25 protein-coding genes and 1 tRNA gene are annotated in these 25,059 nt (G+C 67.7%); 10 read left to right on the plus strand and 16 right to left on the minus strand.

The annotated features are described in order from the left end of the window. Positions 1 to 114 precede the first annotated feature (114 nt). Positions 115 to 570 (minus strand): universal stress protein, encoded by a 456-nt coding sequence (locus tag ACOTSS_RS08405; RefSeq protein WP_448691042.1) that lies wholly within the window; start codon positions 568 to 570, stop codon positions 115 to 117. Positions 571 to 724: 154 nt separating this feature from the next. Between ACOTSS_RS08405 and ACOTSS_RS08410 the strand changes: the two genes are divergently transcribed. The 3 genes from ACOTSS_RS08410 to ACOTSS_RS08420 all read left to right on the plus strand — a co-directional run bounded on the left by ACOTSS_RS08410 (position 725) and on the right by ACOTSS_RS08420 (position 4,243). After that, positions 725 to 2,008, plus strand: a complete 1,284-nt coding sequence (locus ACOTSS_RS08410; RefSeq protein ID WP_448691043.1) for a pyruvate dehydrogenase complex dihydrolipoamide acetyltransferase — start codon at positions 725 to 727, stop codon at positions 2,006 to 2,008. Positions 2,009 to 2,217: 209 nt separating this feature from the next. Next, positions 2,218 to 3,630, plus strand: coding sequence for a dihydrolipoyl dehydrogenase (gene lpdA / locus ACOTSS_RS08415; protein ID WP_448691044.1), 1,413 nt, complete (start codon positions 2,218 to 2,220; stop codon positions 3,628 to 3,630). A gap of 10 nt (positions 3,631 to 3,640) precedes the next feature. Beyond that, positions 3,641 to 4,243 (plus strand): phosphatase PAP2 family protein, encoded by a 603-nt coding sequence (locus ACOTSS_RS08420; RefSeq protein ID WP_448691045.1) that lies wholly within the window; start codon positions 3,641 to 3,643, stop codon positions 4,241 to 4,243. On the opposite strand, the gene ACOTSS_RS08425 is transcribed toward ACOTSS_RS08420, so the two are convergent. Both ACOTSS_RS08425 and ACOTSS_RS08430 read right to left on the minus strand, forming a co-directional pair. After that, positions 4,233 to 5,102 carry an EamA family transporter gene (locus ACOTSS_RS08425; RefSeq protein WP_448691046.1) on the minus strand — a complete coding sequence of 290 codons (870 nt, stop codon included), beginning with the start codon at positions 5,100 to 5,102 and terminating at the stop codon, positions 4,233 to 4,235. The genes ACOTSS_RS08420 and ACOTSS_RS08425 overlap by 11 nt on opposite strands. Positions 5,103 to 5,157: 55 nt before the next feature. Further along, positions 5,158 to 5,628: a GFA family protein gene (locus ACOTSS_RS08430; RefSeq protein ID WP_448691047.1), complete on the minus strand. Its 471-nt coding sequence runs from the start codon at positions 5,626 to 5,628 to the stop codon at positions 5,158 to 5,160. Between the two features lie 212 nt (positions 5,629 to 5,840). Between ACOTSS_RS08430 and ACOTSS_RS08435 the strand changes: the two genes are divergently transcribed. Next, positions 5,841 to 7,160, plus strand: coding sequence for a Xaa-Pro dipeptidase (locus ACOTSS_RS08435; protein ID WP_448691048.1), 1,320 nt, complete (start codon positions 5,841 to 5,843; stop codon positions 7,158 to 7,160). Between the two features lie 25 nt (positions 7,161 to 7,185). Here the strand turns inward: ACOTSS_RS08435 and ACOTSS_RS08440 are convergent, their stop codons facing one another. Both ACOTSS_RS08440 and ACOTSS_RS08445 read right to left on the minus strand, forming a co-directional pair. Beyond that, on the minus strand, positions 7,186 to 7,971 hold the full coding sequence (locus ACOTSS_RS08440; RefSeq protein WP_448691049.1) for a tyrosine-protein phosphatase: 786 nt from the start codon (positions 7,969 to 7,971) through the stop codon (positions 7,186 to 7,188). Next, complete coding sequence (locus ACOTSS_RS08445; protein WP_448691050.1) at positions 7,968 to 8,771, minus strand: crotonase/enoyl-CoA hydratase family protein; 804 nt, start codon at positions 8,769 to 8,771, stop codon at positions 7,968 to 7,970. The genes ACOTSS_RS08440 and ACOTSS_RS08445 overlap by 4 nt, the downstream gene beginning before the upstream one ends. Positions 8,772 to 8,823: 52 nt before the next feature. Here ACOTSS_RS08445 and ACOTSS_RS08450 point away from each other — a divergent pair, with 52 nt between their 5' ends. Both ACOTSS_RS08450 and ACOTSS_RS08455 read left to right on the plus strand, forming a co-directional pair. After that, positions 8,824 to 9,963: an acyl-CoA dehydrogenase family protein gene (locus ACOTSS_RS08450; RefSeq protein WP_448691051.1), complete on the plus strand. Its 1,140-nt coding sequence runs from the start codon at positions 8,824 to 8,826 to the stop codon at positions 9,961 to 9,963. Next, positions 9,960 to 10,670 (plus strand): acyl-CoA dehydrogenase family protein, encoded by a 711-nt coding sequence (locus tag ACOTSS_RS08455; protein ID WP_448691052.1) that lies wholly within the window; start codon positions 9,960 to 9,962, stop codon positions 10,668 to 10,670. The genes ACOTSS_RS08450 and ACOTSS_RS08455 overlap by 4 nt, the downstream gene beginning before the upstream one ends. Before the next feature lie 4 nt (positions 10,671 to 10,674). Here the strand turns inward: ACOTSS_RS08455 and ACOTSS_RS08460 are convergent, their stop codons facing one another. Continuing rightward, the gene (locus ACOTSS_RS08460) at positions 10,675 to 11,805 is read right to left on the minus strand and encodes a CaiB/BaiF CoA transferase family protein (RefSeq protein WP_448691053.1); all 1,131 of its coding nucleotides are present in this window, start codon (positions 11,803 to 11,805) and stop codon (positions 10,675 to 10,677) included. 127 nt (positions 11,806 to 11,932) lie between these two features. On the opposite strand from ACOTSS_RS08460, the gene ACOTSS_RS08465 reads away from it, so the two are divergent. Next, the gene (locus ACOTSS_RS08465; protein ID WP_448691054.1) at positions 11,933 to 13,303 is read left to right on the plus strand and encodes an alkaline phosphatase PhoX; all 1,371 of its coding nucleotides are present in this window, start codon (positions 11,933 to 11,935) and stop codon (positions 13,301 to 13,303) included. A 111-nt stretch (positions 13,304 to 13,414) separates the two neighbouring features. Here ACOTSS_RS08465 and ACOTSS_RS08470 read toward each other — a convergent pair whose 3' ends face one another. The 5 genes from ACOTSS_RS08470 to ACOTSS_RS08490 all read right to left on the minus strand — a co-directional run bounded on the left by ACOTSS_RS08470 (position 13,415) and on the right by ACOTSS_RS08490 (position 19,085). Continuing rightward, complete coding sequence (locus tag ACOTSS_RS08470; protein WP_448691055.1) at positions 13,415 to 14,665, minus strand: acetyl-CoA C-acetyltransferase; 1,251 nt, start codon at positions 14,663 to 14,665, stop codon at positions 13,415 to 13,417. A 30-nt stretch (positions 14,666 to 14,695) separates the two neighbouring features. After that, the gene (locus tag ACOTSS_RS08475; RefSeq protein WP_448691056.1) at positions 14,696 to 15,478 is read right to left on the minus strand and encodes an SDR family NAD(P)-dependent oxidoreductase; all 783 of its coding nucleotides are present in this window, start codon (positions 15,476 to 15,478) and stop codon (positions 14,696 to 14,698) included. Between the two features lie 13 nt (positions 15,479 to 15,491). After that, on the minus strand, positions 15,492 to 16,697 hold the full coding sequence (locus ACOTSS_RS08480; RefSeq protein WP_448691057.1) for an acyl-CoA dehydrogenase family protein: 1,206 nt from the start codon (positions 16,695 to 16,697) through the stop codon (positions 15,492 to 15,494). After that, positions 16,694 to 17,788, minus strand: a complete 1,095-nt coding sequence (locus ACOTSS_RS08485) for an acyl-CoA dehydrogenase family protein (protein ID WP_448691058.1) — start codon at positions 17,786 to 17,788, stop codon at positions 16,694 to 16,696. Before ACOTSS_RS08485 ends, ACOTSS_RS08480 begins: the two co-directional genes overlap by 4 nt. A 112-nt stretch (positions 17,789 to 17,900) precedes the next feature. Further along, positions 17,901 to 19,085 (minus strand): acyl-CoA dehydrogenase family protein, encoded by a 1,185-nt coding sequence (locus ACOTSS_RS08490; RefSeq protein ID WP_448691059.1) that lies wholly within the window; start codon positions 19,083 to 19,085, stop codon positions 17,901 to 17,903. Between the two features lie 124 nt (positions 19,086 to 19,209). Between ACOTSS_RS08490 and ACOTSS_RS08495 the strand changes: the two genes are divergently transcribed. Beyond that, the gene (locus ACOTSS_RS08495; RefSeq protein ID WP_448691060.1) at positions 19,210 to 20,190 is read left to right on the plus strand and encodes an NAD(P)H-dependent flavin oxidoreductase; all 981 of its coding nucleotides are present in this window, start codon (positions 19,210 to 19,212) and stop codon (positions 20,188 to 20,190) included. Here ACOTSS_RS08495 and ACOTSS_RS08500 read toward each other — a convergent pair. Further along, positions 20,187 to 20,927: an SDR family NAD(P)-dependent oxidoreductase gene (locus ACOTSS_RS08500; protein WP_448691061.1), complete on the minus strand. Its 741-nt coding sequence runs from the start codon at positions 20,925 to 20,927 to the stop codon at positions 20,187 to 20,189. The genes ACOTSS_RS08495 and ACOTSS_RS08500 overlap by 4 nt on opposite strands. Positions 20,928 to 21,035: 108 nt before the next feature. On the opposite strand from ACOTSS_RS08500, the gene ACOTSS_RS08505 reads away from it, so the two are divergent. Next, the gene (locus ACOTSS_RS08505; protein ID WP_448691062.1) at positions 21,036 to 22,262 is read left to right on the plus strand and encodes an alpha/beta fold hydrolase; all 1,227 of its coding nucleotides are present in this window, start codon (positions 21,036 to 21,038) and stop codon (positions 22,260 to 22,262) included. A gap of 23 nt (positions 22,263 to 22,285) precedes the next feature. Here the strand turns inward: ACOTSS_RS08505 and ACOTSS_RS08510 are convergent. Together ACOTSS_RS08510 and folK are read right to left on the minus strand one after the other, a co-directional pair. Next, a tRNA-Lys gene (locus ACOTSS_RS08510) sits at positions 22,286 to 22,361 on the minus strand. 43 nt (positions 22,362 to 22,404) lie between these two features. Next, positions 22,405 to 22,941 carry a 2-amino-4-hydroxy-6-hydroxymethyldihydropteridine diphosphokinase gene (gene folK / locus ACOTSS_RS08515; protein ID WP_448691063.1) on the minus strand — a complete coding sequence of 179 codons (537 nt, stop codon included), beginning with the start codon at positions 22,939 to 22,941 and terminating at the stop codon, positions 22,405 to 22,407. Between the two features lie 23 nt (positions 22,942 to 22,964). Between folK and ACOTSS_RS08520 the strand changes: the two genes are divergently transcribed. Further along, positions 22,965 to 23,654, plus strand: a complete 690-nt coding sequence (locus tag ACOTSS_RS08520; RefSeq protein ID WP_448691064.1) for a uracil-DNA glycosylase — start codon at positions 22,965 to 22,967, stop codon at positions 23,652 to 23,654. On the opposite strand, the gene ACOTSS_RS08525 is transcribed toward ACOTSS_RS08520, so the two are convergent. After that, a complete protein-coding gene (locus ACOTSS_RS08525; RefSeq protein WP_448691065.1) occupies positions 23,615 to 24,091 on the minus strand; it encodes an RNA pyrophosphohydrolase in 477 nt (158 codons plus the stop codon). The genes ACOTSS_RS08520 and ACOTSS_RS08525 overlap by 40 nt on opposite strands. Next, positions 24,088 to 25,029, minus strand: a complete 942-nt coding sequence (locus ACOTSS_RS08530) for an alpha/beta hydrolase (protein WP_448691066.1) — start codon at positions 25,027 to 25,029, stop codon at positions 24,088 to 24,090. Before ACOTSS_RS08530 ends, ACOTSS_RS08525 begins: the two co-directional genes overlap by 4 nt. Positions 25,030 to 25,059: the final 30 nt, after the last annotated feature.

Consider the following 25,059-nt stretch of genomic DNA (forward strand, 5'->3'; position numbering starts at 1 on the left):
ACAGCGGAGGAGGTGCGGGTGCTGCGCAAGGCCGCGCCATCACCCCCATCCAACTGCGCCTAATCGCTTTGCGACAAGGCTTCGTATCCTTCCTCCAACAAGGGGGAAGGGCGTTCAACTCAGCGCGTCGAGCCGATCGATGTCGATCCCGCCCGGCACCAGCATCACCGGGCAGGGCAGGGTCCCCGCGTCGTGCCCGGTGAAATAGGCGACGAGCGGGCCCGGCGCGCCGCTCGGCGCGGTGGCGAGGACGAGTGCGGCGACCTCGTCGCTCGTGCCGATCACCTCGCGCACCACCTCGGCGGGTTTCCCCGATCTGACGAGGATCTGCGGCGAGACATTGGCCTCCTGCGCGACCGCTTCGGCCGCCGCCGAGGCGAGCGCTTCGGCCTGCTCGCGCGCCTCGGCCTCGATCGTCGCCTGGACGCCGCCGAAGGCGAGAAAATCCTGCGGCGGCACGATCGCGAGCACCATCACCCCGCCGCCCGTGCGCGCCGCGCGCCGCGCCGCGAAGCGCAGCGCCAGCGTCGCTTCCGGACTGTCGTCGATCACCACCAGATATGTCCGCATCGCCCCGACCCCTCTTGTTCTTTTTCGCGCGCGAGACTGCGTCACATTCGTATGAAACGCAAGTTCGCCCCGCTGGACCTTGACCCGGCTTATGCTTATGGCGAGGGAGAAGCCGTAACGGCAGGCCTCCCCAGTGACAGGAACTACAGCGACGATGCCCATCGAACTCAAAATGCCCGCCCTTTCGCCGACGATGGAGGAGGGCACGCTCGCCAAATGGCTGGTCAAGGAAGGCGATACGGTCAAATCGGGCGACCTGCTCGCCGAGATCGAGACCGACAAGGCGACGATGGAGTTTGAGGCGATCGACGAGGGCACGATCGCGCAGATACTGGTCCCCGAGGGCACCGACAATGTGAAGGTCGGCACCGTGATCGCGACGATCGCGGGCGAAGGCGAGGATGCGAGCACGGCCAAGGCGGCTCCTGCGCCGGCTCCCGCCGCTGCTCCGGCTCCCGAAGCAAAAGCCGAACCCGCGCCGGCCCCGGCCCCCGCCCCAGCGGCGGCGCCTGCACCGGCACCCGCGCCCGCATCCTCGGGCGACCGCATCAAGGCCAGCCCGCTCGCCAAGCGCATCGCCGCCGAAAAGGGCATCGACCTGAAGGCGCTGACCGGCAGCGGCCCCGGCGGCCGCATCGTCAAGGCCGACCTCGAAGGCGCACCCTCGGGCGCCGCCGCGGCCCCGGCCGCCGCGACCGCTGTCGCGCCTGCCGCCACCGCGGCGCCGGCGCAGCCGTTCGAAACCGACATTCCGCACACCGCCGACAAGCTCAGCAACATGCGCAAGACGATCGCGCGCCGCCTGACCGAGGCGAAGCAGACGATCCCGCACATCTACCTGACCGTCGACATCCAGCTCGACAAGCTGCTCAAGCTGCGCGGCGAGCTCAACGCGGCGCTCGAGCCGCAGGGCGTCAAGCTCAGCGTCAACGACCTCCTGATCAAGGCGCTCGCCAAGGCGCTGATCCAGGTGCCCAAGTGCAACGTCAGCTATGCCGGCGACCAGCTCATCAGCTACAGCCGCGCCGACATCAGCGTCGCCGTATCGGTCCCCGCGGGCCTGATCACCCCCATCATCACCGGCGCCGACGAGAAATCGGTGAGCAAGATCTCGACCGAGATGAAGGAACTCGCCGCCCGCGCCAAGGAGGGCAAGCTCCAGCCGCACGAATATCAGGGCGGCACCGCGAGCATCAGCAACATGGGCATGTTCGGCATCACCCAGTTCGACGCGGTCATCAACCCGCCGCAGGGTATGATCATGGCGATCGGCGCGGGCGAGAAGCGCCCGTGGATCGTCGACGACGCCGTGTCGATCGCCACGATCATGTCGGCGACCGGCAGCTTCGACCACCGCGCGATCGACGGCGCCGACGGCGCGCAGTTGATGCAGGCGTTCAAGCAGATCGTGGAGAACCCGCTGGGGCTGGTGGCCTGATCGGGAAAGGGCGGTGCGCTTCGTTCGGCAATTTTTGCATTTGCTGATCGGGCTGTTTGCGCTGGCCCTTCTTGCCGCTTCGGCCAGCTGGATGTGGCCTGAAGATTCTGGTCGAATATGGTTTTTCGCATATGCCGCCATGGGCGGTTCCGTGTTTTGGGAGCTGATAGGAATGCTCCGCAACCGGGATGGCGAATAAGGAGATAATCGTGGCAGACACTTACGACCTCATCGTCCTCGGCTCGGGCCCCGGCGGCTATGTCGCGGCGATCCGCGCGGCGCAATTGGGCCTGAAAACCGCGATCGTCGAGCGCGAGAATCTGGGAGGCATTTGCCTCAACTGGGGCTGCATCCCGACCAAGGCGCTGCTGCGCTCGGCCGAAATCTATCACTATATGCAGCACGCCAAGGATTATGGCCTTGCCGCAGCGAGCATCAGCGCCGATCTCGAGGCGGTGGTGAAGCGAAGCCGCGGGGTCGCGAAGCAGCTCAACCAGGGCGTCACGCACCTGATGAAGAAGAACAAGATCACCGTCCATATGGGCGACGGCAAGCTCACCGCGCCCGGGAAACTGGAAGTGAAGGGCGAAAAGGGCAGCGAAACGCTGACCACGAAGCACATCATCGTCGCGACCGGCGCGCGCGCGCGCGACCTGCCTTTCGCCCCCGCCGACGGCAAGCGCATCTGGACCTATCGCCACGCGATGACCCCGCCCGAAATGCCGAAAAAGCTGCTCGTCATCGGTTCGGGCGCGATCGGGATCGAATTCGCGAGCTTCTACAACGATATGGGCGCCGAAGTGACCGTGGTCGAAATGCTCGACCGCGTCGTGCCCGTCGAGGACGCCGACGTGTCGAGCTTCCTCGAAAAATCGCTGAAAAAACAGGGTATGACGATCCTTACCGGAGCCAGCGTCGAGGAACTGAAGGCGACCGGCAGCGGCGTGTCGGCGAAGATCAAGACGAAGGACGGCAAGGTTCAGGCGGGCGATTACAGCCATGCGATCGTCGCGATCGGCATCGTCCCCAATACCGAGGGCGTCGGGCTCGATACGCTCGGCGTCAAGACCACCAAGGGGCATATCGACACCGACCCCTATTGCCGCACCAATGTGAAGGGGCTGTGGGCGATCGGCGACGTCACCGCGCCGCCGTGGCTCGCGCACAAGGCGAGCCACGAGGGCGTGATCGCCGCCGAGGCGATCGCGCAGGAGCTCGGCAACAAGGATGTCCACCCGCACCCGATGGATGCGCGCAACATCCCCGGCTGCACCTATTGCCACCCGCAGATCGCTAGCGTCGGGCTGACCGAGGCGAAGGCGAAGGAAGCGGGGCACGAGGTCAAGGTCGGCAACTTCCCCTTCATCGGCAATGGCAAGGCGATCGCGCTGGGCGAGGTCGAGGGCTTCGTGAAGACGGTGTTCGACGCGAAGACCGGCGAACTGCTCGGCGCGCATATGGTCGGCGCCGAGGTCACCGAGATGATCCAGGGCTATACCGTCGGCAAGACCGCCGAGCTGGTCGAGGAAGACTTCATGCACACCGTCTATCCGCACCCGACGATCAGCGAGACGATGCACGAGGCAGTGCTCGGCGCCTACGGACGCGCGCTGCATATCTGAGCGCGCGGCGATGCGACGGTGGTTGACCTCCGCGCTGCTGCTAGGGGCGGTGCTGCTGCTGGGTCTGTTCGTCGAAGGACGAGCCGTGACGGCCACCGACGCCCTGCTCGCAACGCCGGCTCTGCTCACCACCGACGCCTCGTCTCCGATACTCATCGCCTTCATGCAGGGGGTGAGCTGGTTCGGCGGCGGCGTACCGCGCTGGGCGCTCGTCCTGCTCCTGGCCGTTCTGCTCTGGCGCAGCGCCGGGCGCCGGCCCGCGTTGCTGTTCGCCGGGACGGCGCTTGCCGCCAATCTCGCGTCGAGCCGGCTCAAAAATCTCTTCGACCGTCCGCGCCCCGACCTGATCCCGCATCTCGACCATGTGTCGAGCTGGTCCTACCCGAGCGGTCATGCGACCAGCGTCACCGCGATTGCGATCGCCTTCGCGCTGCTTGCGCCGCCGCCCTGGCGCCGCGTTGCGGCAGGGTGCGCGGCTGCGGCGATCCTGCTCACCGCGCTGTCGCGGGTGATGCTCGGCGTCCATTGGCCGAGCGACGTGCTGGGCGGAACGATGCTCGGCGCGGCCTTCGCGCTCGCGGCGGCGGCGATCGACCGGCGCGTCAGCTGCTGAGCAGCACGACGCCGACGATCAGCAGTACGCAGCCCGCGAGCCGCCAGCGCCCGACCGCCTCGCCGAGGAAGATCATTCCGAACAAGGCGCCCGCCATCATCGACATCTCGCGCGCAGGCGCGACGACATGCAGCGGCGCGCCCATTTTCAGCGCGGTCAGCACGAGGATATAGGAGGCGGGGGAGAGCAGGCCGACCGCCACCGCCAATCCCCAATGGCCGCGCATCCGGGCCATCGCGCCGCTGCGATCGCGCAGCACGACCGGCAACAGGAAGAAGAAGCGCAGCATGTTCGACAGCCAGTCGAGCACCACCGGGACCACGCCGAGCATCTTCACTGCCCAGCCGTCGACGACGGTATAGGTCGCGATCAACGCGCCGGTTCCCATGCCCCAGCGGACGCCGCGATGCGCCTCGGCGGTGCGAAAGGCCGCGAAGCGGCCCTGCGTCGCGATCAGCGCGATGCCGGTGACGACGAGCAGCAGGCCCGCGAGCCCCGGCGCGCTGATATCCTCGCCGAGCAGCAGGAAGGCACCGACCGACGCGAGCATCGGCCCGGTCCCGCGCGCGACCGGGTAGACGACCGACAGGTCGGCGACCTGATAGCCGCGCTGCAGGCACAGGCTGTAGGCGAGGTGGATGAGCGCCGAGAGGAAAATGAAGCCGACCGCGGCGCCGCTCCACGCCATGCCCTCGGTCAGCAATATCCACGCGACCCACGGCGCATAGGCGATCGTCGCGACCAGATTATAGGCAAAGACGAACGCCACCCCCGCATGCGCCGCGCGCTTCGCGAGCAGATTCCATGTGGCGTGAATGAGCGCGGCGAGGACGACGAGGCCGAGCGAGAGAAAAGACATCGGAGCTCCGGCCTATCGGGCGACGCCGTGCCTTAGGCGCGGCGCGCCCGCCGCGTCAACGTCCCGGCCGTGCGCCCTTATCGGCGAACTCTGCGACCAGCGGGCCGTAATCGTCCATCCCGGGAAATTCGGCGAAGCTGTGCTTCGCGCCGGTCTTCGCCCAGGGCAGCGCCTCGCTGGTGTAGCTTTCGATGAAGGGCTCGAACCAGGCGAAGTCGTCGAGCATCGAGGGGCGGACGTTGGTGAAGCCCATGCTGGGCTCGATCTCGGTGAACACCCAGCTTTTGCAGTGATCGCAATGCCTGTGGTGCAGACGTGGATCGTGGAGACCGCCGATGACCGGTTCGCCCTCGGTCACGCGAAAGCCGCCTTCGGGAATCGCCATCGACAGCGAATAGGCGCTCGCGCTCATCTTCTGACAGCCGGTGCAGTGGCACGCCATGGTGATCAACGGCGGCGCGCTGATCTCGAAGCGCAGCTTGCCGCAGCGGCAGCCGCCGGTCCAGGGAAGGTTCCAGTCGTCCATGATGTCTTGTCCTCGTCTCATTGAAAACCCCCGTCATTGCGAGCGGAGCGAAGCAATCCAGAGTGGCGGTCACCGCTCTGGATTGCCACGGGCCTGCGGCCCTCGCAATGACGAGCTTGGGGTAAGGCATCTCTCGCCGGCTCTTTTTCCGCTGTCCTACAAGGCCGCTTTTTGCCATCAACGAAGCGGGCATCGACAGGGGGAGGGCGGACATGCGATTCCGTGTGAAGTTCGTGACTTTTCTGCGGGGAGTCGCGCTTGCGGCGACCGCGTCTTTCGCGGCATCGGGCGCGACGGCACAGCAGGCCGCGGCGAGCGGCCAGACCGTGATCACCGCCGCGCACATGCTCGACGTGACGAGCGGCAAGACGGTCGATTATCCCGCCATCTTCGTCGGGCCCGACGGGCGGATCACGAACATCGCCGACGCGCGCACGGTGCGTTGGGGCGCCGACGTCAGGCATATCGACCTCGGCGAGCGGACCCTGCTTCCCGGCCTCATCGACATGCACGTCCACCTGACGTCGCTGGCCGAGGTCGGCGGCTATCAGGCGCTGCGCTATACCGACAGTTTCTGGACGGTGGTCGGCGTCGCCAACGCGAAAACCACGCTCGACGCTGGCTTCACCACGGTGCGCAACGTCGGCTCGGCCGATTTCGAGGATGTCGGGCTGAAGCAGGCGATCGAGAGCGGCTATATTCCGGGGCCGCGCATCATCCCCGCGGGCTGGGCGATCGGCGCGACCGGCGGGCATTGCGACAGCGGCGGCCTGCCGCCGTCGATGGACCGCAAGGAGCCGTCGGTGGTCGACAGCCCGGAGGAAGCGCGCCGCAAGGTGCGCTGGCTGCACAAGTTCGGCGCGCGCGTCATCAAGATTTGCGCGACCGGCGGCGTCTTCTCGCTCGGCGACAGCGTCGGCGCGCAGCAGCTGACGCTCGGGGAGATGAAGGCGATCGCCGACGAGGCCCATATGCTGGGGATCAAGGTCGCGGCGCACGCGCATGGCGACGAGGGCATCCGCACCGCGATCCTCGCCGGCATCGACACGATCGAGCATTGCAGCCTTGCGAGCGACGAGACGATCAAGCTCGCCGCCCTTCACAAGACCTGGTTCGACATGGATATCTATAACGACGATTATATTCTCGCGACGGGTACCGCGAACGGCACCGAGCAGGAAAGCCTCGACAAGGAAAAGGCGATCGGCCTTGCCCAGCGCCAGACCTTCCAGCGCGCGGTGAAGGCGGGGGTACGGATGATCTTCGGCACCGACGCGGGCGTCTATCCGCACGGCGACAATGCGCGGCAGTTCGCGAAGATGGTGCAGTGGGGCATGACCCCGATCCAGGCGATCCGCGCCGCGACGCTGAATGGGGCCGAGGCGCTGGACATGACCGGCGACGTCGGTTCGATCGCGGTCGGCCGCTATGCCGACATCATCGCGGTCGACGGCGACCCGCTTGCCGACGTGACGCGGCTCGAGCATGTCGCGGCGGTGGTAAAGGGCGGGGTGCTGGTGAAGGGGAACTGACGGCCCTCTTCACGATCAAAGGGATTCAGACCACCAGCCGGTCGATCATCGCCTCGCGCATTTCGGGCGTGAAATTGAGCACCGCTTCGGCATAGCCCGGGATGTCGCCATGGTCGCGGCGCACCGTCGCCAGCGCCGCGTCGAGATAGGCGGGATTGACCGACATGATCGCACGCACCGCGTCGTCCTGGATTCCGGAGCCATAGCGCGCCCGGATATGCGCCGCGCCCTGTGCGACCCGTTCCTCGATTCTGGCGGCGCTGTTGGTCAGCAGATAGTCGTGCATCAGATCGTCTTCGTGCACGCCGAGCAGCCGGTGGACGATCGCCACCGCGAAGCCGGTGCGGTCCTTGCCAGCGACGCAATGGACGAGGCTCGGCGCGTCATATTCGGCGAGCGCCGACAGGTAGAGACGCAGCGTCGCGACGAGCGCGGGGCGGTAGGGCATGCCGGCATAGGTGTCGATCATCCGCGCCCGCGCCGTTGTGACGTCGATCGCGCCGACCGCCGCCTGGAGATGCGGGGCGAGGCCTGCGGTGGTGCCGCCGGCGAACAGGACACGGCCCGCGAAATTGTCCGAGCGTCGGCAAGGATATTGCTCGCGCTCGTCGTCGCCGCGCAGGTCGATGATCGTCTCGATGGCCAGACCGTCGATCGCCGTCAGATCGTCGTCGGCCGCCTCGGCATGGTGCGCCGAGCGCCACAATATGCCGTCGCGCAGCCGCCCTCCGCCCTCGACCGCATAGCCGCCATAGTCGCGGAAATTATGGACGCCCGACAGGGGCAGGACGCGGTCGGCGAGCATGGTCATTCTCCCGTGAACACCGGCACGCGCTTTTCGACGAAGGCATTGATCGCCTCGCGGTTGTCGGCGGTTTCGTGAACGATGGCCTGATAGGCAGCGCTGAGTTCGAGGATGTCGCTCATCCGGCTGTGCTGCGCTTCGCGAAGCAGCCGCTTGGTGAGACGCAGCGCGCGCGGCGGGTTGCAGACGATCCGGTCGGCAATGGCGAGCGCCCGGTCGAGCAGCTTGGCGTCGGGCACCACTTCGGTAACGAGGCCGTATTCCTTCGCCGCCTGGGCGTCGAAGCGGTCGCCCGTCAGGAACAGCTCAGCGGCGCACGGGTAGCCGAGCACGCGCTGGAGCAGCCACGCCCCGCCGTCGCCGGGGACGATGCCGACCTTGATGAAGCTGCACGCGAATTTCGCGCTTTCGGCGGCGATGCGGATGTCGCAGGTGCAGGCGAGGTCGCAGCCGAGGCCGATCGCATGGCCGTTGACTGCGGCGATCATCGGGATCTCGCAGTCCATCAGCGCGCGGATCACCGCCTGCACGCCGCGGCGATAATTGGCGCGGGTCGAATCGGGCTGGTCGAGCACGCCGATGCCCTGGCGATCCTGCATCGATTTCAGATTGCCGCCGGCGCTGAACGCCTTGCCGCTGCCGGTCAGCACGATCGCGCTGACCCCGCGGTCCCCACCCAGCGCGCGCAGCGTGTCGATGATGTCGTCGCAATCGGCGTGCGTGCCGATCGCGTTCATGCTCTCGGGCTTGCTCATCGTCAGGATCGCGACCTTGCCCCGCCGCTCGACATTCAGAAATTCGCCCATGGTCCAGATCATCCTTTTCAGTTTCGAAAAGCTATTGCATGGCTGGCGGGACATGCAAGGCTTTGCACTCTACCCTTTCGACCCGCCGGGCGATAGTTCGGCTCTGCGGATCGATCTGCGGCGCTGGCTCGCCGATCATCAGCCGCGGGGCGACATCGTCCGCCGCGCCAATTGCTGGGCGAGCTTCGACGCCGATTTCAGCCGCGCGCTGGGGGCCGCGGGTTATATCGGCATGACCTTGCCCGCCCGCTACGGCGGTGGCGACCGGCACCCGCTCGAACGCTATGTGGTGATCGAGGAACTGCTCGCCGCCGGCGCGCCCGTCGGCGCGCACTGGATCGCCGACCGTCAGACCGGGCCGCTGATCCTGCGCTATGGCACCGAGGAACAGCGGCAGCACTATCTGCCCGGCATCGCGCGCGGCGAAACCTATGCCTGCATCGGCCTCTCCGAACCCGGTGCGGGATCGGATCTCGCCGCGGTGCGGACGAGCGCGCGGGCGACCGCCGAGGGCTGGCGTGTCAATGGTCAGAAAATCTGGACCACCGGCGCGCATCTGTCGCACATCATGCTTGCGCTGGTGCGGACCGAGGAAGGCAGCGAGCGCAACGCCGGGCTCAGCCAGCTCCTGATCGACCTCGACACGCCCGGCATCACCATCCGCCCGATCATCGACATGGCCGGGAATCACGATTTCAACGAGGTCTTTTTCGACGATGTCCTCGTTCCGCACGGCGCCCTCGTCGGCGAGCGGGGGCAGGGGTGGAAACAGGTCACCGCCGAGCTTGGGCTCGAGCGGTCCGGGCCGGAGCGCTACCTGTCGAGCCACGCGCTGCTGGTCGCCCTGATCGATGCGGCGGGACCCGATCCCGCGCCGCCGCTCGCGACGCTGATCGGTGAACTGACCGCCGAGATGTGGACGCTGCGCCAATTGTCGATGTCGACCGCGGCGAAGCTCGCGGCGGGCGAGGATCCGATGGTCGAGGCGTCGGTGGTCAAGGAACTGGGCAATGGCTTCGAACAGGACATGCCGCGCCGTGTGCAGGCGGTCGTCGACTGCGGTTGGGACGACACGGACGATCTGGCGCGGCTGCTGCGTGCGCTGCTCATCGCCTCGCCCAGTTTTTCGCTGCGCGGCGGGACGCGCGAGGTGATCCGCGGGATCATCGCGCGCGGGCTGGGCCTGCGATGAGCGCGGCGCGCGAGATGCTGTGCGACACGGCGCGCGCCGTGTTCGCCGAGGCCGACATGGCGGCGGTCGAAGCGGCGGGATTCGACCTGCTGCTCGTGCCCGAAGCGGGCGGCGGATTCGGCGGCGACTGGGGCGATGCGAACGCAGTGCTGCGCATCGCGGGCGTCGCGGTGCCCGATCTGCCCGTAGCCGAACGGATTCTGTCGGGGCTCGGCGCTGCGCCGGAGGCGCTCCGCGCCGCGGCGACGGTCGGGCTGATGGCGGGTGCGATGGGGCAGGCGCTGGCGCTGTCGATCGAGCATGTGAACACGCGCCAGCAGTTCGGGCGGCCGCTCGGCAAGTTCCAGGCGGTGCAGCAGTCGCTCGCGGTTCTGGCGTGCGAGGTCGCGGCGGTCGATGCGGCCGCGGCGGCGATGGCGGCGCGACTCGACGCGACCGGGCTCGATGCGGACGCCGCCGATTTCGAGATCGCGGCGGCGAAGCTGCGCGCCAATCGCGCGGTCGGTATCGTCACCGCGGTTGCGCATCAGGTTCACGGCGCGATCGGCTTCACCCGCGAATATGACCTCCACCGCGCGACCATCCCGCTCATGCGCTGGCGCGGGTTGCACAGCAACGACGCCTATTGGGCCGAGCGACTGGGACGACAGGTCGCCGGCTTCGGCGGACGCGGCCTTTGGGAAACCCTGACCGCGCGCGCCGAGTGACGGATCAGCGCACCGCGCCGCCGTCGCGCAGCGCCGCGATCTTCGCGCCGTCATAGCCGAGGCTCGCCAGCACGGCATCGGCATCCGTTCCGACTTTCGGCGCCTCACGCGGCGTATCGTTCACCGTCGCCGAATAGCGCGGCGCGGGGGCGGGCTGGGTCGCGCCGCCGACCGTGACGAAGGTCTCGCGCTCGATATTGTGCGGGTGCTGCGGCGCCTCCTCAAGCGACAGGACGGGGGCGAAGCAGACGTCGGTCCTTTCCATGAGCTCGCACCATTGGTCGCGCGTCTTCGTCGCGAACAGCGCGGTGAGCTTGTCCTTGAGGGGACCCCATTGCGCGGGATCCATCTGCGCGTCGAAAGCGGTATCGTTGGCGAGACCCGTCTTTTCGCGCAGCAGCGCATAGAATTGCGGCTCGATCGAGCCGATCGAAATGAACTTGCCGTCGCTGCAGCGATAGGTGTCGTAGAAATGCGCGCCGCCGTCGAGCATGTTGACGCCGGCTTCGTCCTTCAGCCGGTCCATCGCCTTGAACCCCCAGGTCATCCCCGCGAGCAGCGCCGAGCCGTCGGTCATCGCGCAGTCGATCACCTGGCCTTCGCCGGTCTTCGCGGCATGGAGCAGCGCGCTCGCCATGCCAAAGGCGAGCATCATGCCGCCGCCGCCGAAATCGCCGACATAGTTGACCGGCGGCACGGGCTTCTCACCCGCGCGGCCGATGCCGTGGAGCACGCCCGAGAGCGAGATGTAATTGATGTCGTGACCCGCCGCCTGCGCATAGGGGCCGAACTGTCCCCAGCCGGTCATGCGGCCGTAGACGAGCTTCGGATTGTCGGCGAGCAGCACCTCGGGGCCGAGCCCCAACCGCTCCATCACGCCGGGGCGATAGCCCTCGATGATGCCGTCGGCGCTCTTGCACAGGTCGCGCGCCGTCTGCACGGCCTCTGGGTTCTTCATGTCGAGCGCGATCGACGTGCGGCCGCGCGACAGGGGATCGCGCGGGTCCATGAAACCGCCGGGGCGGTCGATGCGGATCACCTCGGCGCCATGATCGGCGAGCATCATGCCGCAGAAGGGGCCGGGGCCGATGCCAGCGAATTCGACGATTCTGATGCCCTTGAGCGGTCCTGCCATGTCGTATCTCCTCTTGGGCCGTCCGGCCCTCTGAATATTGCACTTATGTGCCGATGAACTTCAAAGTGTCGCGAAACTGTCCGATTTCTGCAGCCGGCCTGTCATCGCATGCGCCTATCGCGCCGCCATGGAACGGGGATCCATCGCACTCGACCGCCGCGGCTTTGCCGGAGGCCTGATGGCGGCCGCCTTCGCCGGCCTCGCGCTTCATAGCCGGCATGCCTCCGTCGCGATGCTGGCCGAAGGGCAGGGCTTCGGTGCGCCGATCCCCGACCCGGCGGGCATCCTCGACCTGCCACCTGGCTTTTCCTACAAGATTATTTCGCAATTCGGACAGGCGATGAGCGACGGGCACAAGGTGCCGAACAGCGCCGATGGCATGGGCTGCGCGACGCTCGCCGATGGGCGCCTGTGTCTGATGCGCAACCATGAGCTTGGGGCCGACGAACTCGATTATGGGGCCTGCGCGGTGGGCACCGGCGCCGATGCCGCCGCGTTCGACTGCGTTCGCGGCGGAAGCGGCGAGGCGCTTCCGGGCGGCGTGTCGACCCTGATCCTCGATCCGGCGACGCTCGCGGTCGAGGAGCAATATCTCGCGCTGGTCGGCACGATCCGCAACTGCTCGGGCGGAATGACGCCGTGGGGCAGCTGGCTGAGCTGCGAGGAGGATGTCGCGCGCGCGGGCGGGCGGCACGGACAGGACCATGGCTGGGTGTTCGAAACGCCCGTCGCGCCCGGCGGGCTCGTTGCCGCCGAACCGATCCGCGCGATGGGCCGGTTCAACCACGAAGCCGCCGTCTGCGATCCGCAAAGCGGCGCGATCTATATGACCGAGGACCGGCGGGACAGCCTCTTCTACCGTTTCCTGCCCGCGGTGCCCGGACAGCTCCGGCAGGGCGGACGATTGCAGGCGCTGGCGCTGCTCGACCCCGCGCTCGCGGATACGCGCAACTGGTCGCGTCCGGCGCTTGCGAGCGGTGGCTGGAACGATGTGCGCTGGATCGATCTCGACGAGGTCGAAAGCCCCAGGAACGACCTGCGCAAGCGCGGGGCGCGGGCCGGCGCGGCGATCTTCGCGCGCGGCGAGGGGATCCACGGCGGCGAGGGCGAGATTTATTTCACCTGCACCTCGGGCGGCCCGGCGCGGCGCGGGCAGATCATGCGCTATCGACCGTCGCCCGCTGAAGGCTCCGCGGCGGAGGCGAAGGTGCCCGGAAAGCTGCAACTCTTTCTCGAATCGACCGAGCCCGAGCATTTCAGCTTCGGCGACAATCTGACCGTGGCGCCCAACGGCCACCTCATCGTCTGCGAAGACCGGCGCGGCGCGCGGCCCGGCAACTGGCTGCGCGGCGTCACGCCGGACGGCAGGGTCTATCCCTTCGCCCGCGTGGCCGCGCAGACCAAATGCGCGGGCGTCTGCTTCGCGCCCGACGGGCTGACGATGTTCCTCAATCTCTACAGCCCGGCACGGACGATCGCCGTGCGCGGGCCGTTTTGAGTTGTTCCCCTCCCGCTTGCGGGAGGGGTTAGGGGAGGGCATGTCGGGTAAAGCGCGCCCGCAACAGGCCCTCCCCCGACCCCTCCCGCAAGCGGGAGGGGGGAGCATCGATCAGATCCGTTCGATGATGATCGCCGGGGCCATGCCGCCCGCGGCGCACATGGTGACGAGGCCGTAGCGGCCGCCCGAACGTTCGAGCTCGTCGAGCGCGGTGCCGATCAGGATCGAGCCGGTGGCGCCGATCGGATGGCCGAGCGCCATCGCGCCGCCGTTGATGTTCACCTTTTCGCGGTCGAGGTCGAGGTCGCGGATGAACTTCTCGGCGACGACCGAGAAAGCCTCGTTGATTTCCCAGACGTCGATGTCTTCCTTCTTGAGGCCGGCCTTTTCGAGCACCTTCTTCGCCGCCGGAACCGGGGCGTTGAGCATCAGCGTCGGATCGTCGCCGATATTGGCATAGGCGACGATGCGCGCGCGGGGCTTCAGGCCATGCTTGTCGGCATAATCCTTCGACGTCAGCAGGATCGCGGCGGCGCCGTCGACGACGCCCGACGAGTTGCCGGCATGGTGGAAGTGCTGGATTTCGAGGTCGGGGTAGCGGCGGTTGATCTGCTTCCTGAAAGTGAAGCCGTCGCCCATGTCGAAGTCGGCAAGCCCCGCGAAGCTCGGCTTCAGCGCCGCGAGGCCTTCGGCGGTGGTTTCGGGGCGCGGGAACTCCTCATGGTCGAGCGCGACGCTGCCGTCGGGGTTGAGCACCGGCACGACCGACTTGTTGAAGCGGCCTTCCTTGATCGCCTTGTCGGCGCGCTGCTGGCTGACCAGCGCGAGCGCGTCGAGCGCCTCGCGGCTGATGCCCTCCATCGTCGCGATCGCGTCGCCGCAGATGCCCTGGTGCGACTGCGGGTGGATGTCGTCGAGCGCCTCATGACCCGCGCCCATCAGGCGCGGCGGGATGCCGGCGTTCGCCTGCTCGGCGGCATAGGCGGTGGTGTAGCTCATCATTTCGGTGCCGCCGGCGATGACGCAATCTTCCATGCCGCTCATCACGCTCGCCGCGGCGAAGTTGACCGAGCTGATGCCGCCTCCACAAAAACGATCGAGCGTCGTGCCGCTGGCCTTGGTATCATAACCCGCCGACAGCGCCGCCATGCGGCCGAGGTCGCCGCCCTGCTTGCCGTTCTGGCTGGAGGTCGACCAGACGATGTCGTCGACGGTCGCGGTGTCGAGGTTGTTGCGGTCGCGGATCGCAGCGAGCACCGTTGCGGCGAGGTGCTGCGGGTGGAGGTGCGACAGCGCGCCCTTGCCGGGCTTGCCGATTCCGCGCGGGGTGCGGACGGCGTCGATGATATAGGCTTCGGACATGTTGAAATTCCTTTCGATCGGGGAGAGAGATTAACGGGGAGCCATGCGGATCGCGCCATCGAGGCGGACCGCCTGACCGTTGAAATAGGTGTTGCGGACCATCTCCATCGCGAGGCTCGCATATTCTTCGGCCTTGCCGAGCCGCTTGGGGAAGGGGACCGAGGCCTCCAGGCTTTCCTTCACCTTCGGGTTCATATTGCCGAGCAGCGGCGTGCCGAACACGCCAGGCATGATCGAATTGACCCGGATACCGAGGTCCATAAGGTCGCGGGCCATCGGCAGGACGAGGCCGTTCACCCCCGCCTTCGCCGAACCATAGATCACCTGCCCGATCTGCGCGTCCTGCGCCGCGACCGAGGCGGTGAAGACGATCGCGCCGCGTTCGCCGTCCTCCATCTCGGGAAGGGTCGCCATGCCCTCGGCGGCGATCGAGCCGATGCGGTAGCTCGCGGTCAATATGCCCGCGACGCCATAGGCATAATCCTCGGTCGGGGTACGGCGGAACGCGCCCGTTTCCTTGTCATAGGCCAGCGTCTTGCCGCGGCGCGAGGTCATCGCGCAGTGGACGGCGACGCGCTCCTGCCCATGCGCCGCGCGCGCCTTGGCGAAGCCGTCCAGGACCGATTGCTCGTCGGTGATGTCGACATGGACGAACAGCCCGCCGATCGACTTCGCGACCTCTTCGCCGAGCGCGTCGTTGATGTCGAAAATGGCGACCTTGACCCCCGCGGCGGCAAGCGCCTCGGCGGTCGCGCGGCCCAGGCCGGATGCGCCGCCGGTGACGACAGCGGCGATGGAGGAATCGATTTTCATGGGGAGGCTCCTCTCAGGCTGGTATCTCGTTGAAGGGGACGCCCTTGTCGGGGCGATGATCCTGTGGCAGGCCGAGAATCTTCTCGGCGATCGTGTTGAGCAGGGTTTCGTCCGACCCGCCCGCGATGCGGCCTGTCGGCGCGTTGATCCAGCTCGACGCCCAATCCTCCTTTTGCGAGGCATGTTCGTCGAACAGGAAGCCGGCGCTGCCCTGCAGGTCGATCGCGAGTTCCGACAGCTTCTGGCGCGAGCGCACCGCGACGAGCTTGTTGAGCGAGCCCTCGGGGCCGGGCGTCATGCCGGCTTCCATCATCCGCCGCGCGCGCAAATTGATCGAATCGAGCCCGGCGCGCATCGCATAGTTGCGCGCGATCTGCTGGCGGATGCGGCCGTCCTCGATCGCCGGGCGGCCGTTCAGCCGCACCTCCTTCGCCAGTTCGACGAACAGATCGAGGTGCGGGCCGAAACCGGCGCTGTCGGTCGCGACATAGCGCTCGATCATCAAGGTCGCGATCGCGACCGCGAAGCCGCCGCCGACCGGCGACATGCGGTGATCGTCGCTGATCTTCACGTCGTCGAAGAAGACTTCGTTGACGTGGCTGTCGCCGCCCGCGAGCTTGATCGGGCGCACGGTGACGCCGGGCGCCTTCATGTCGACCCAGAAGTAGGTGAGGCCCTTGTGCTTGGCGACGGTCGGGTCGGTGCGGACGACGATGACGCCATAGTCGCTATATTGCGCCCAGCTCGTCCACACCTTCTGCCCGTTGATCTTCCAGCCGTTGCCGTCGGTCTCGGCGCGGGTACGCAGCCCCGCGAGGTCGGTGCCGCCCGAGGGTTCGGAGAAGAGTTGGCACCAGATTTCCTCGCCCTGCAGCGCCTTCAGTACGCGCTCCTTCACGAAGTCGCGGTCGCTGCCGAACTGCATCAGCACCGGCACCGGCATGCCGAGCGAGATGCCGAAATAGACGTTGGGGAAGCCGTGCTTCATCTCCTCGGCCTCGAAGCTGACCTTCTCGATATGACCGAGGCCCTGCCCGCCAAGGTCGGTCGGCCAGTTGATGCCGGCGAAGCCCGCGTCGAACTTCGCCTTCTGATAGCGGCGGCCGAGCGCCAGATCTTCCTCGACGCTGAGCCCCTTGCGCGCCGCCTTGCCGAAGGTCGGCACCATCGATTCGCACCAGGCCGCGGCCTTGGCGCGCCAGGCTTCGAGGTCGCTCATGCCGCTTCTCCTGCCAGCCGGTCGACGAGGACGTCTTCCCAGAACAGGCTGCTTCCCTGTTCGAGCGCGAGGCTGCGCGCGCGGCGCATGTGCAGGTGGAGCCCGATTTCCCACGTTACGCCAATGCCGCCGTGGATCTGGATGCAGTCGCGCGCCGCGGTGTCATAGGCGTCGGTCGCCGACAGGCGCGCGGCTGCGGCGGCGGTGATGAAATCGGCCTGGCCCTCGCGCGAGGCGGCATGGATGCAATTGGCGCGCGCGAGCTCGACGAGCCCATAGAGTTCGGCGATGCGGTGCTTGATCGACTGGAAGGCGCCGATCGGCTGGCCGAACGCCTTGCGCGTCAGCGCATAGTCGCGCGCGACCTCCATCAGCGCCTCGGCGCCGCCGGTCTGCTCGTGCGCGGTGATGACCGCCTGCAGCGCGAGGATATGGAGCGCGGCGTCGCGCGCGCCGCTCCCGACGGCCAGCGCCTCGGCCGCGGTGCCCCGGAATTCCAGATCGGCGATGCAGCGGCTGTTGTCGAAGCTGGCGACCGCGGTGCGCGGGGTGCCCGCCAGATCGGCGATGGCGAGCACCGGCATGCCGGGCCCATTGGCGAAGACGATCGCGACATCGGCCGCGAGCCCGCCCGTGACGCCGGCGCCGATGCCGTCGAGCCGGTCGTCGGTGAAGGTGATGTCGGGCTGGACCGGCAGCGCGTCGGGACCCGCGGCAAACACCACCGCGCCGATCGCCTCGCCGCTCGCGAGCCCGGGAAGCCAGCGCGCTTTCTGCGCATCGCTGCCGTAAAGCTCGATCGCCTTCGCGACCCCGAAGCTCGAGGTCAGGAAAGGCGCGCCGCTCAGCGTCCGGCCCGCCTGGTGCGCAACCAGCCCCATCTCGACGAGACCGAGCGCGAGACCGCCGTGGGCTTCGGGCAGGGCGAGGGCGGTCCAGCCCTGCTCCTTCGCGGTGGTCCAGAAGGCTTCGTGGTAGCGGCCCGTGGTTTCGAGCAGCGGAAGCAGGTCGTCCTTCTTCATCCGCGCTTCGAGCACGCGCCGCGATCCGGTCGCGATCGCCTGCTGCCCCTCGTCGTACAAGATCGACATCGGTCCCGATTCCTCACCCGTGATAACGGCCGACTATCATCCGTACGTTAACGTAAACGTCAAGCACTTTGACGCTACGGATTTTGGGCAGGCGTTTGCCGTCAGAACAGCGTCAAGCCTGCTGCGCCTTCCAGTCGCGCTTGATCTTCTTGGCGAGGCTCCATTTGTGGACCTCGGTGGGGCCGTCGTAGATGCGGAAGGCGCGGACTTCGCGGAACACCTGCTCGACGATCGTCTTGTCGGTGACCCCGGTGCCGCCCATCACCTGGACGCAGCGGTCGGCGATCCGCATCAGCGCTTCGGACACCGCGACCTTCGCCATCGAGCTTTCGGCGGTGCCGAGCGACCCGGTGTCGAGTACGCCCGCGCACCAGTCGATCATCAGCTCGGCCTGTTTGATGTCTATGAGGTTTTCGGCGAGCATGAAGCCGACGCCCTCGTGATCGACGAGCGGCTTGCCGAAGGCGTGGCGGCGGTTGGCGTAATCGGTCGCGATCTCGTTGGCGCGGATGCAGGCGCCGAGCCAGCGCATGCAGTGCGACAGGCGGGCAGGGGAGAGGCGCACCTGTGCGTAGCGGAAGCCCTCGCCCGCCCGCCCGAGCATCTGGTCGGCAGGAATCCGCAGATTGTCGATGGTCAGCGTCGCGTGCCCGCCGGGCATCGAGCTGTCGATCGTGTTCGGTATATGATCGATGCGGATCGCCGGGTCGGGGAGGTCGACGAGGAACATGCACGCGCCTTCCTCGGCCTTCGCCATGATGATGCCGACCCGCGCGCCCTCGGCACCGGTGATGAAGGTCTTGCGGCCGCTCACCACCCAATGATTGCCGTCGGGGCGGCACGTCGTCTGCATCATCGAGGGGTCGGAGCCCGCGCCGCCCTCGTCGGCGGGCTCGGTCATGAAGAAGGCCGAACGGACGCGCCCCTCGACCATCGGTTTCAGGAAGCGCTCCTTGAGTTCGGGGCTGCCTTCCTTGCCGAGCAGATACATATTGCCCTCGTCGGGCGCCATGGTGTTGCAGGCAAGCGGACCGAGCGGCGACAGGCCGCTCTTGATCAGCACCACTGCGGTCTCGCGCTGGTTGAGGTGGCTACCGTCGTCCAATATATGCGGCGTCAGCACGCCCGCGGTGCGCGCTTTTTCGCGCATCTCCATCACCAGCTCATCAGTCGGTGCGCCGTGATGGTCGCGGCGCGGGTCCTTTTCATAAGGAACCACCGTCTCGCGGACGAACGCCTCGACCTTGGCCGCGATCGCCAGTGCGCGATCCGATATGCCCGTGCTCGTCGCCGTCATTCCGATTCCCTTCGTTATCTAACTATTTTGACTCCGAACCCGACGTTGACGTAAGCGTCAACTTAATTCAAGGGTGAAGTCGGCAATGCCGTAAGGGCAGGATCGAACAAGGGAAGGATAGCGCATGGCTTTCAAGACGCGGATCACGGAAATGCTGGGGATCGAGCATCCGATCGTGCAGGGCGGGATGCAGAGCGTCGGCTATGCCGAGCTGGCGAGCGCGGTGTCGAACGCCGGAGGCCTCGGCATTTTGACCGCGCTGACCCAGCCGAGCCCCGAGGCGCTGCGCGCCGAGATCGAACGCTGCCGCGCGATGACCGACAAGCCCTTCGGCGTGAACATGACGGTCTTCCCGACGATCAACGCGCCCGATTATAAGGCCTATGCTCAGGCGATCATCGACGGCGGGGTCAAGATCGTCGAGACCGCGGGCACCCAGGCGGTGCGCGAGATCTGGGAGATGCTCAAACCCCACGGCGTCACCATCCTCCACAAATGCACCGCGGTGCGCCACGCGCTGTCGGCCGAGAAGGCCGGCTGCGACATCATCTCGATCGACGGTTTCGAATGCGCCGGGCATCCGGGCGAGGACGATATTCCGGGCCTGATCCTGATCCCCGCGGCGGCCGACAAGGTGAAGATCCCGATGCTCGCGTCGGGCGGCTTCGGCGACGGCCGCGGGCTCGTCGCAGCGCTTTCGCTCGGTGCCGAGGGCATCAATATGGGCACGCGCTTCTGCGCGACCAAGGAAGCGCCGATCCATGACAATGTGAAACAGGCCTATGTCGAGAATGACGAGCGCGGCAGCTTCCTGATTTTCCGCAGCCTCAAGAACACCGCGCGCGTCGGCAAGAGCGCGGTGTCCGAAGAGGTGGTGCGCCGCCTGTCGGTTCCCGACGCGACCTTCGCCGATGTCGCCGAACTTGTGAACGGCAAGGCCGGCCGCGAGCTGCTCGAAACCGGTGATCTCACCAAGGGCGTCTTCTGGGCGGGCATGGTGCAGGGGTTGATCCACGACATCCCCACCTGCCAGCAGCTGATCGACCGCATCATCGGCGACGCCGAAGCGATCGTCGACCAGCGGCTCGCGGGGTTCCGCCGCTAGCGCGGGCCGCCGTCGACCCGCACCAGCGCGCCGGTCGTGTAGGTCGACGCAGGGCTGGCGAGCATCAGCGCCGCGGTCACGATCTCCTCGGGGCGGCCGGGCCGGCCGAGCGCGACGGGCTGCGCCTCGCGCTTCCCCGGCTCCCACGCTTCGGCGATGTCGGTCAGGAACGGCCCGGGCGCGATCGTGTTGACGCGCACATTGGGCGCATATTCGCGCGCCAGCGACACCGACATGGCGTTGAGCGCCGCTTTCGCCGCGCCATAGGGAACGACCGTCGGCAGCGCTTCGAGCGAGCCGGTCGAGCTGATGTTGACGATGCAGCCGCCTTCGCCCTGACTCATCCGGTGCGCGACCTGGCTCGCGAGGCGGAAGGGGCCCTTGAAGTTCAGGTTCAGCACTGAATCGAACAGGCTCTCGGGCATCTCGTGGCTGGGACAGGCGGGCGACATGCCAGCGTTGTTGATGAGGATGTCGATCCGGCCGAACTCGGCGTAGACGGCCTCGACCAGCGCGTCGATCTCGTCCCAGCGCCCGCAGTGCACCGCATGCGCCATCGCGCGCCGTCCGAGCGCGCGGCATTCCGCGGCGACCGCTTCGCAATTGTCGAGCTTGCGGCTCGCGACGACGACGTCGGCGCCGCGTTCGGCGAGGGCCTTGACCATGCGATAGCCGAGCCCGCGCGACCCGCCGGTGACGAGCGCGACTTTGCCGGTGAAGTCGAACAGCGGATCCATGATGCTTTCCCTTTACGTAAGGTGCCGACGATGGGGAATTGCGGGCAGGGGGTCAAGCGCCGTGCGCCGGGCCTCGACGAACGGGCCCGCGCGCTCTAGGGAGCGCGCATGAGCATCGTCCAGTATCGCGGTTTTGCCGGCGTTCGGCTTGAGGCGGAGGTCGCAGGGGCGGACGACGATCCGGCGGTGCTGCTGCTGCATGGCGCAGGCCAGACGCGCGCCGTCTGGGCGAACATCGCCGACGCGCTGGTAAAGGCGGGACGCCGCGTGATCAGCCTCGACCTGCGCGGTCATGGCGGCAGCGAATGGCCCGAGGACGGGCGTTATGATTTCGAGGCGATGGTCGAGGATCTGCGCGCGGTGCTCGCGCAGCTCGGGACGCGCCCGGTGGTCGTCGCCTCGACGCTCGGCGGTTGGGTCGCCGGCGCGGCGCTCGCGCAGGACGCGGCGCTGCTCGCCTCGGGGCTCGTCCTCGTCGACCTGCCGGTCAATCCCGACGCCGACGCGTCGCGGCGCATCGGCGAACGGCTGCGCCAAGCGGCGAACCTCGCGCCGGGGCAGGCGCAATGGGACATCAGGCTGCTCGACGCCTTCGACCATGCCGCGATCGCCGAACGCTTCGCGGGCGTCGCGGCGAATATCGCGCTGCCGACGCTCTATGTCCGCGGGATGATGAGCGACCTCGTCTCGCGCGGCGATGCTGCCGCCTTCGTGGGCCAGCTCCCCGATGGCGAACTGGTCGAGGTCGAGGATATGGCGCGGCTCGTCACCGACGACCGCAGCGATGCACTCGGCGCCTATCTGATCGATTTTCTCGAGCGCCGCGCGCCGCGCGGGTCGCCCGAATATCGCGCCGGGTCCGACGCGCGCACCTTTCGCGACGCGCTCGGTTGCTTCGCGACCGGGGTGACGGTGGTGACCGCGATCTGTCCCGACGGCACGCCGATCGGGCTCACTGCGAACAGCTTCACCTCGGTCTCGCTCGACCCGCCGCTGCTGCTCGTCTGCATCGCCAACAGCGCGGGCAGCGGCACGACCTTGCGCGGCGCCGACCGCTTCGCGGTCAACGTCCTCCAGATCGGGCAGCAGCCGACGTCGAACCGCTTCGCGGGCAAGGGCGAGGACCGTTTCGCCGTGACGCCGTGGGAGATGGGCGAGTTCGGCACTCCCGTTCTCCCCGGATCGCTGAGCAGCTTCGAATGCGCGCGCGAGGCCGTGCACGACGGCGGCGACCATTTCATTCTCGTCGGACGGGTGCTGAAGGCGATCTTCGAGCCGCGCCGCGACCCCTTGCTCTATTTTCGCGGCAAGTATCGCAAGCTGCACTTCGCCTGACGCGGGCGCATCGATGCAGGAAATGGTGAGCCCTGCTGGGTTCGAACCAGCGACCTACTGATTAAAAGTCAGTTGCTCTACCGACTGAGCTAAGGGCCCGCCGCATCGCCGTTGGTCCGGCGCGCGAAAGTGAGCCGCCGCCCTAGTGCGGCGCGGCGGCGTGGTCAACCGGCTTTGCCCGGCGAAGACGCGCGGCGAGCTGGCGAACGCTGCGCGCCGCGATCGGGTGGCGCCAGCCGGGCGCGATCGTCGCGAGCGGGTCGAGGACAAAGGCACGCGCCGTCATCGCGGGGTGCGGGATCGTCAGTGCGCCGTCGCTCCACGCGCCGCCCGACCAGAGCAATATGTCGAGGTCGAGGGTGCGTGCGCTCCACCGCTGGCCGGTGCGGTGGCCGAACGCCTCTTCGATGGCCTTCAGGCGCGCGAGCATTTCGGGCGGGCTGAGCGAAGAGGCGACCAGCACCGCGGCATTGGCAAAGCGCCGCCGCGACGGGCCGAGCGGCGCGGTCGCGATGATCGGGCTGGCGTCGACCGGCTCGATATCGTCGGCCTCGAGCGCCGCGAGCGCCGCCATCAGCACATGGCGCGGATCGCCGAAGTGCGCGTGGCGGCGGTTCGATCCGAGCCCGATGGCATAGAGGGCGAGCGGTTCGCGATGAGGGGGCGTTGCGCCGGTCATGCCACTCCGCCTATCGCAGCGGCATGGAGATTGCCAGCCCGCTTCCCGGCACCGAGCCGCCGCGCGATTGCGCGCGCTGCCCGCGGCTCGTCGTGTTGCGCGAAGCCTGCCGCGCCGAGCATCCGGGCTGGTGGAACGCGCCGGTTCCCGCCTTCGGCGATCCCGACGCGTGGCTCGCCTTCGCCGGGCTCGCGCCGGGCAAACATGGCGCCAACCGGACGGGGCGGCCGTTCACGGGCGATTATGCGGGCGACCTGCTGTTCGCGACGCTCGCCGCCTTCGGGCTGAGCAGGGGGCGGTACGACGCACGGGCTGACGATGGCCTGACGCTCGACGGCGCGATCATCGTCAACAGCGTCAAATGCCTGCCGTCGCAGAACAAGCCGCTCCCGAGCGAGATCGCCGCGTGCAGGCCATTCTTCGAAGCACAGCTCGCGGCGCTGCCCAGGGTGCGGGTGATCATCGCGCTGGGACGGATCGCGCACGATGCGGCGTTACGCGCGGTCGGCGCGCGCCTCGCGGCCTTTCCGTTCGGGCATGGCGCGGTGCATCGGCTGCCCGACGGGCGCCATCTCGTCGACAGCTATCATTGTTCGCGCTACAACACGAACACCGGGCGGCTGACGCCCGACATGTTCGCCGACGTGTTCCGCACCGCGCTCGCGCTCAGGGATCAGACAAGCGGGCCGAATTCCTCGACCAGCGCGCGATAGAGCGCGCGCTTGAAGGGGACGATCAGCTTTTCGATCTCGTCCAGCTCCGCCCAGCGCCAGGCGCGGAATTCCTGATGCTCGGTATGGATATTGACGTCGCCGTCCTCGCCCATGAAGCGCATCAGGAACCAGTGCTGGCGCTGGCCCCGATATTTTCCGCCCCACATCTTGCCGACGAGATGGTCGGGCAGGTCGTAGAAATATTCCTGGCGGCTGCGCGCGATGATCTCGACCAGCCCGCCGTGCACCCCGGTTTCCTCGCCGAGCTCGCGGATCGCCGCTTCTTCGGCCTCTTCGCCGGGGTCGATGCCGCCCTGCGGCATCTGCCACGCCTCGCTCGTCGTATCGAGCCGCTGACCGACGAAGACGCGCCCGTCGCGGTTGGCGAGCATCACCCCGGCGCAGGGGCGGTAGGGGAGGTGGCTATGGTCGGTCATGCGGTCGCTTCGGCGACGATCGCCTTGAGCACGGCGAGATTGCCCTTGATGTCCTCGGCCGCGCTGGGGATCGCCTTGGCGAGGCAGATATAGCCGTGGATATTGCCCTTCGCCTCGCGATAGGTGGTCGGCACGCCGGCCTCGATCAGCTTCGCGGCATAGGCGCGGCCCTGGTCGCGAAGCGGGTCGAGGCCGGCGGTGACGAGCAGGGTGGGCGGCAGGCCTTCGGCGGGGAAATCGATCGGCGCGGCGCGATAATCGTCGGGGGCCGCGGCATATTGGTCGCCGAACCATTTCATTCCGCCCTCGGTCAAGAGATGCCCCTCCTTGAAGTCGCGATAGCTCTGCCAGTCGTGATGCGTGGTCACCGCGGGATAGATCGGGTGGATCGCGATCACGGGCTTCGACGCCGGCTTGTCGCGCAGCGTCAGCGCGGTCGCGATGGTCAGGTTGCCGCCGGCGCTGTCGCCCGAGAGGACGAGGCCGGTGCAGGGGATATGGTCGGCGACCCAGCGCGTCGCCGCCTCGCAATCCTCGGGCGCGGCGGGGAAGGGGTGCTCGGGCGCGAGGCGATAATCGACCGCGATCACCGGCATGTCGAGCTGGCGCGCGGCCTCGGCGCAATAGGGATCGTGCGTTTCGAGGTCGCCGATCACCCAGCCGCCGCCGTGATAGAAGACCATCACCGGCCCCGTCTCGCGCCCCGGATGGCTGTCGTAGATGCGGATCGGAATGTCGCCCGCGGGTCCCGGGATCGTGCGGTCCTCGACCTTCGCGATGTCGCCGCGCGGAACGTCGGCCAACTCGCCCATCGCGCGCATCATCGCCCGCGCCGCCTCGGGCGGAAGCTCTTCCATTTTCGGCCCTTCCTGTGCGTTGAGGAAGGCGAGAAAGCCCGCCACGTCGGGGCGCGTATAATGGGTGGTGCCGTCGGTCATCCTGTCGGGTTCCTCTCTTTTGCGAGCGTC

The organism is Sphingopyxis sp. NJF-3, assembly GCF_053514865.1.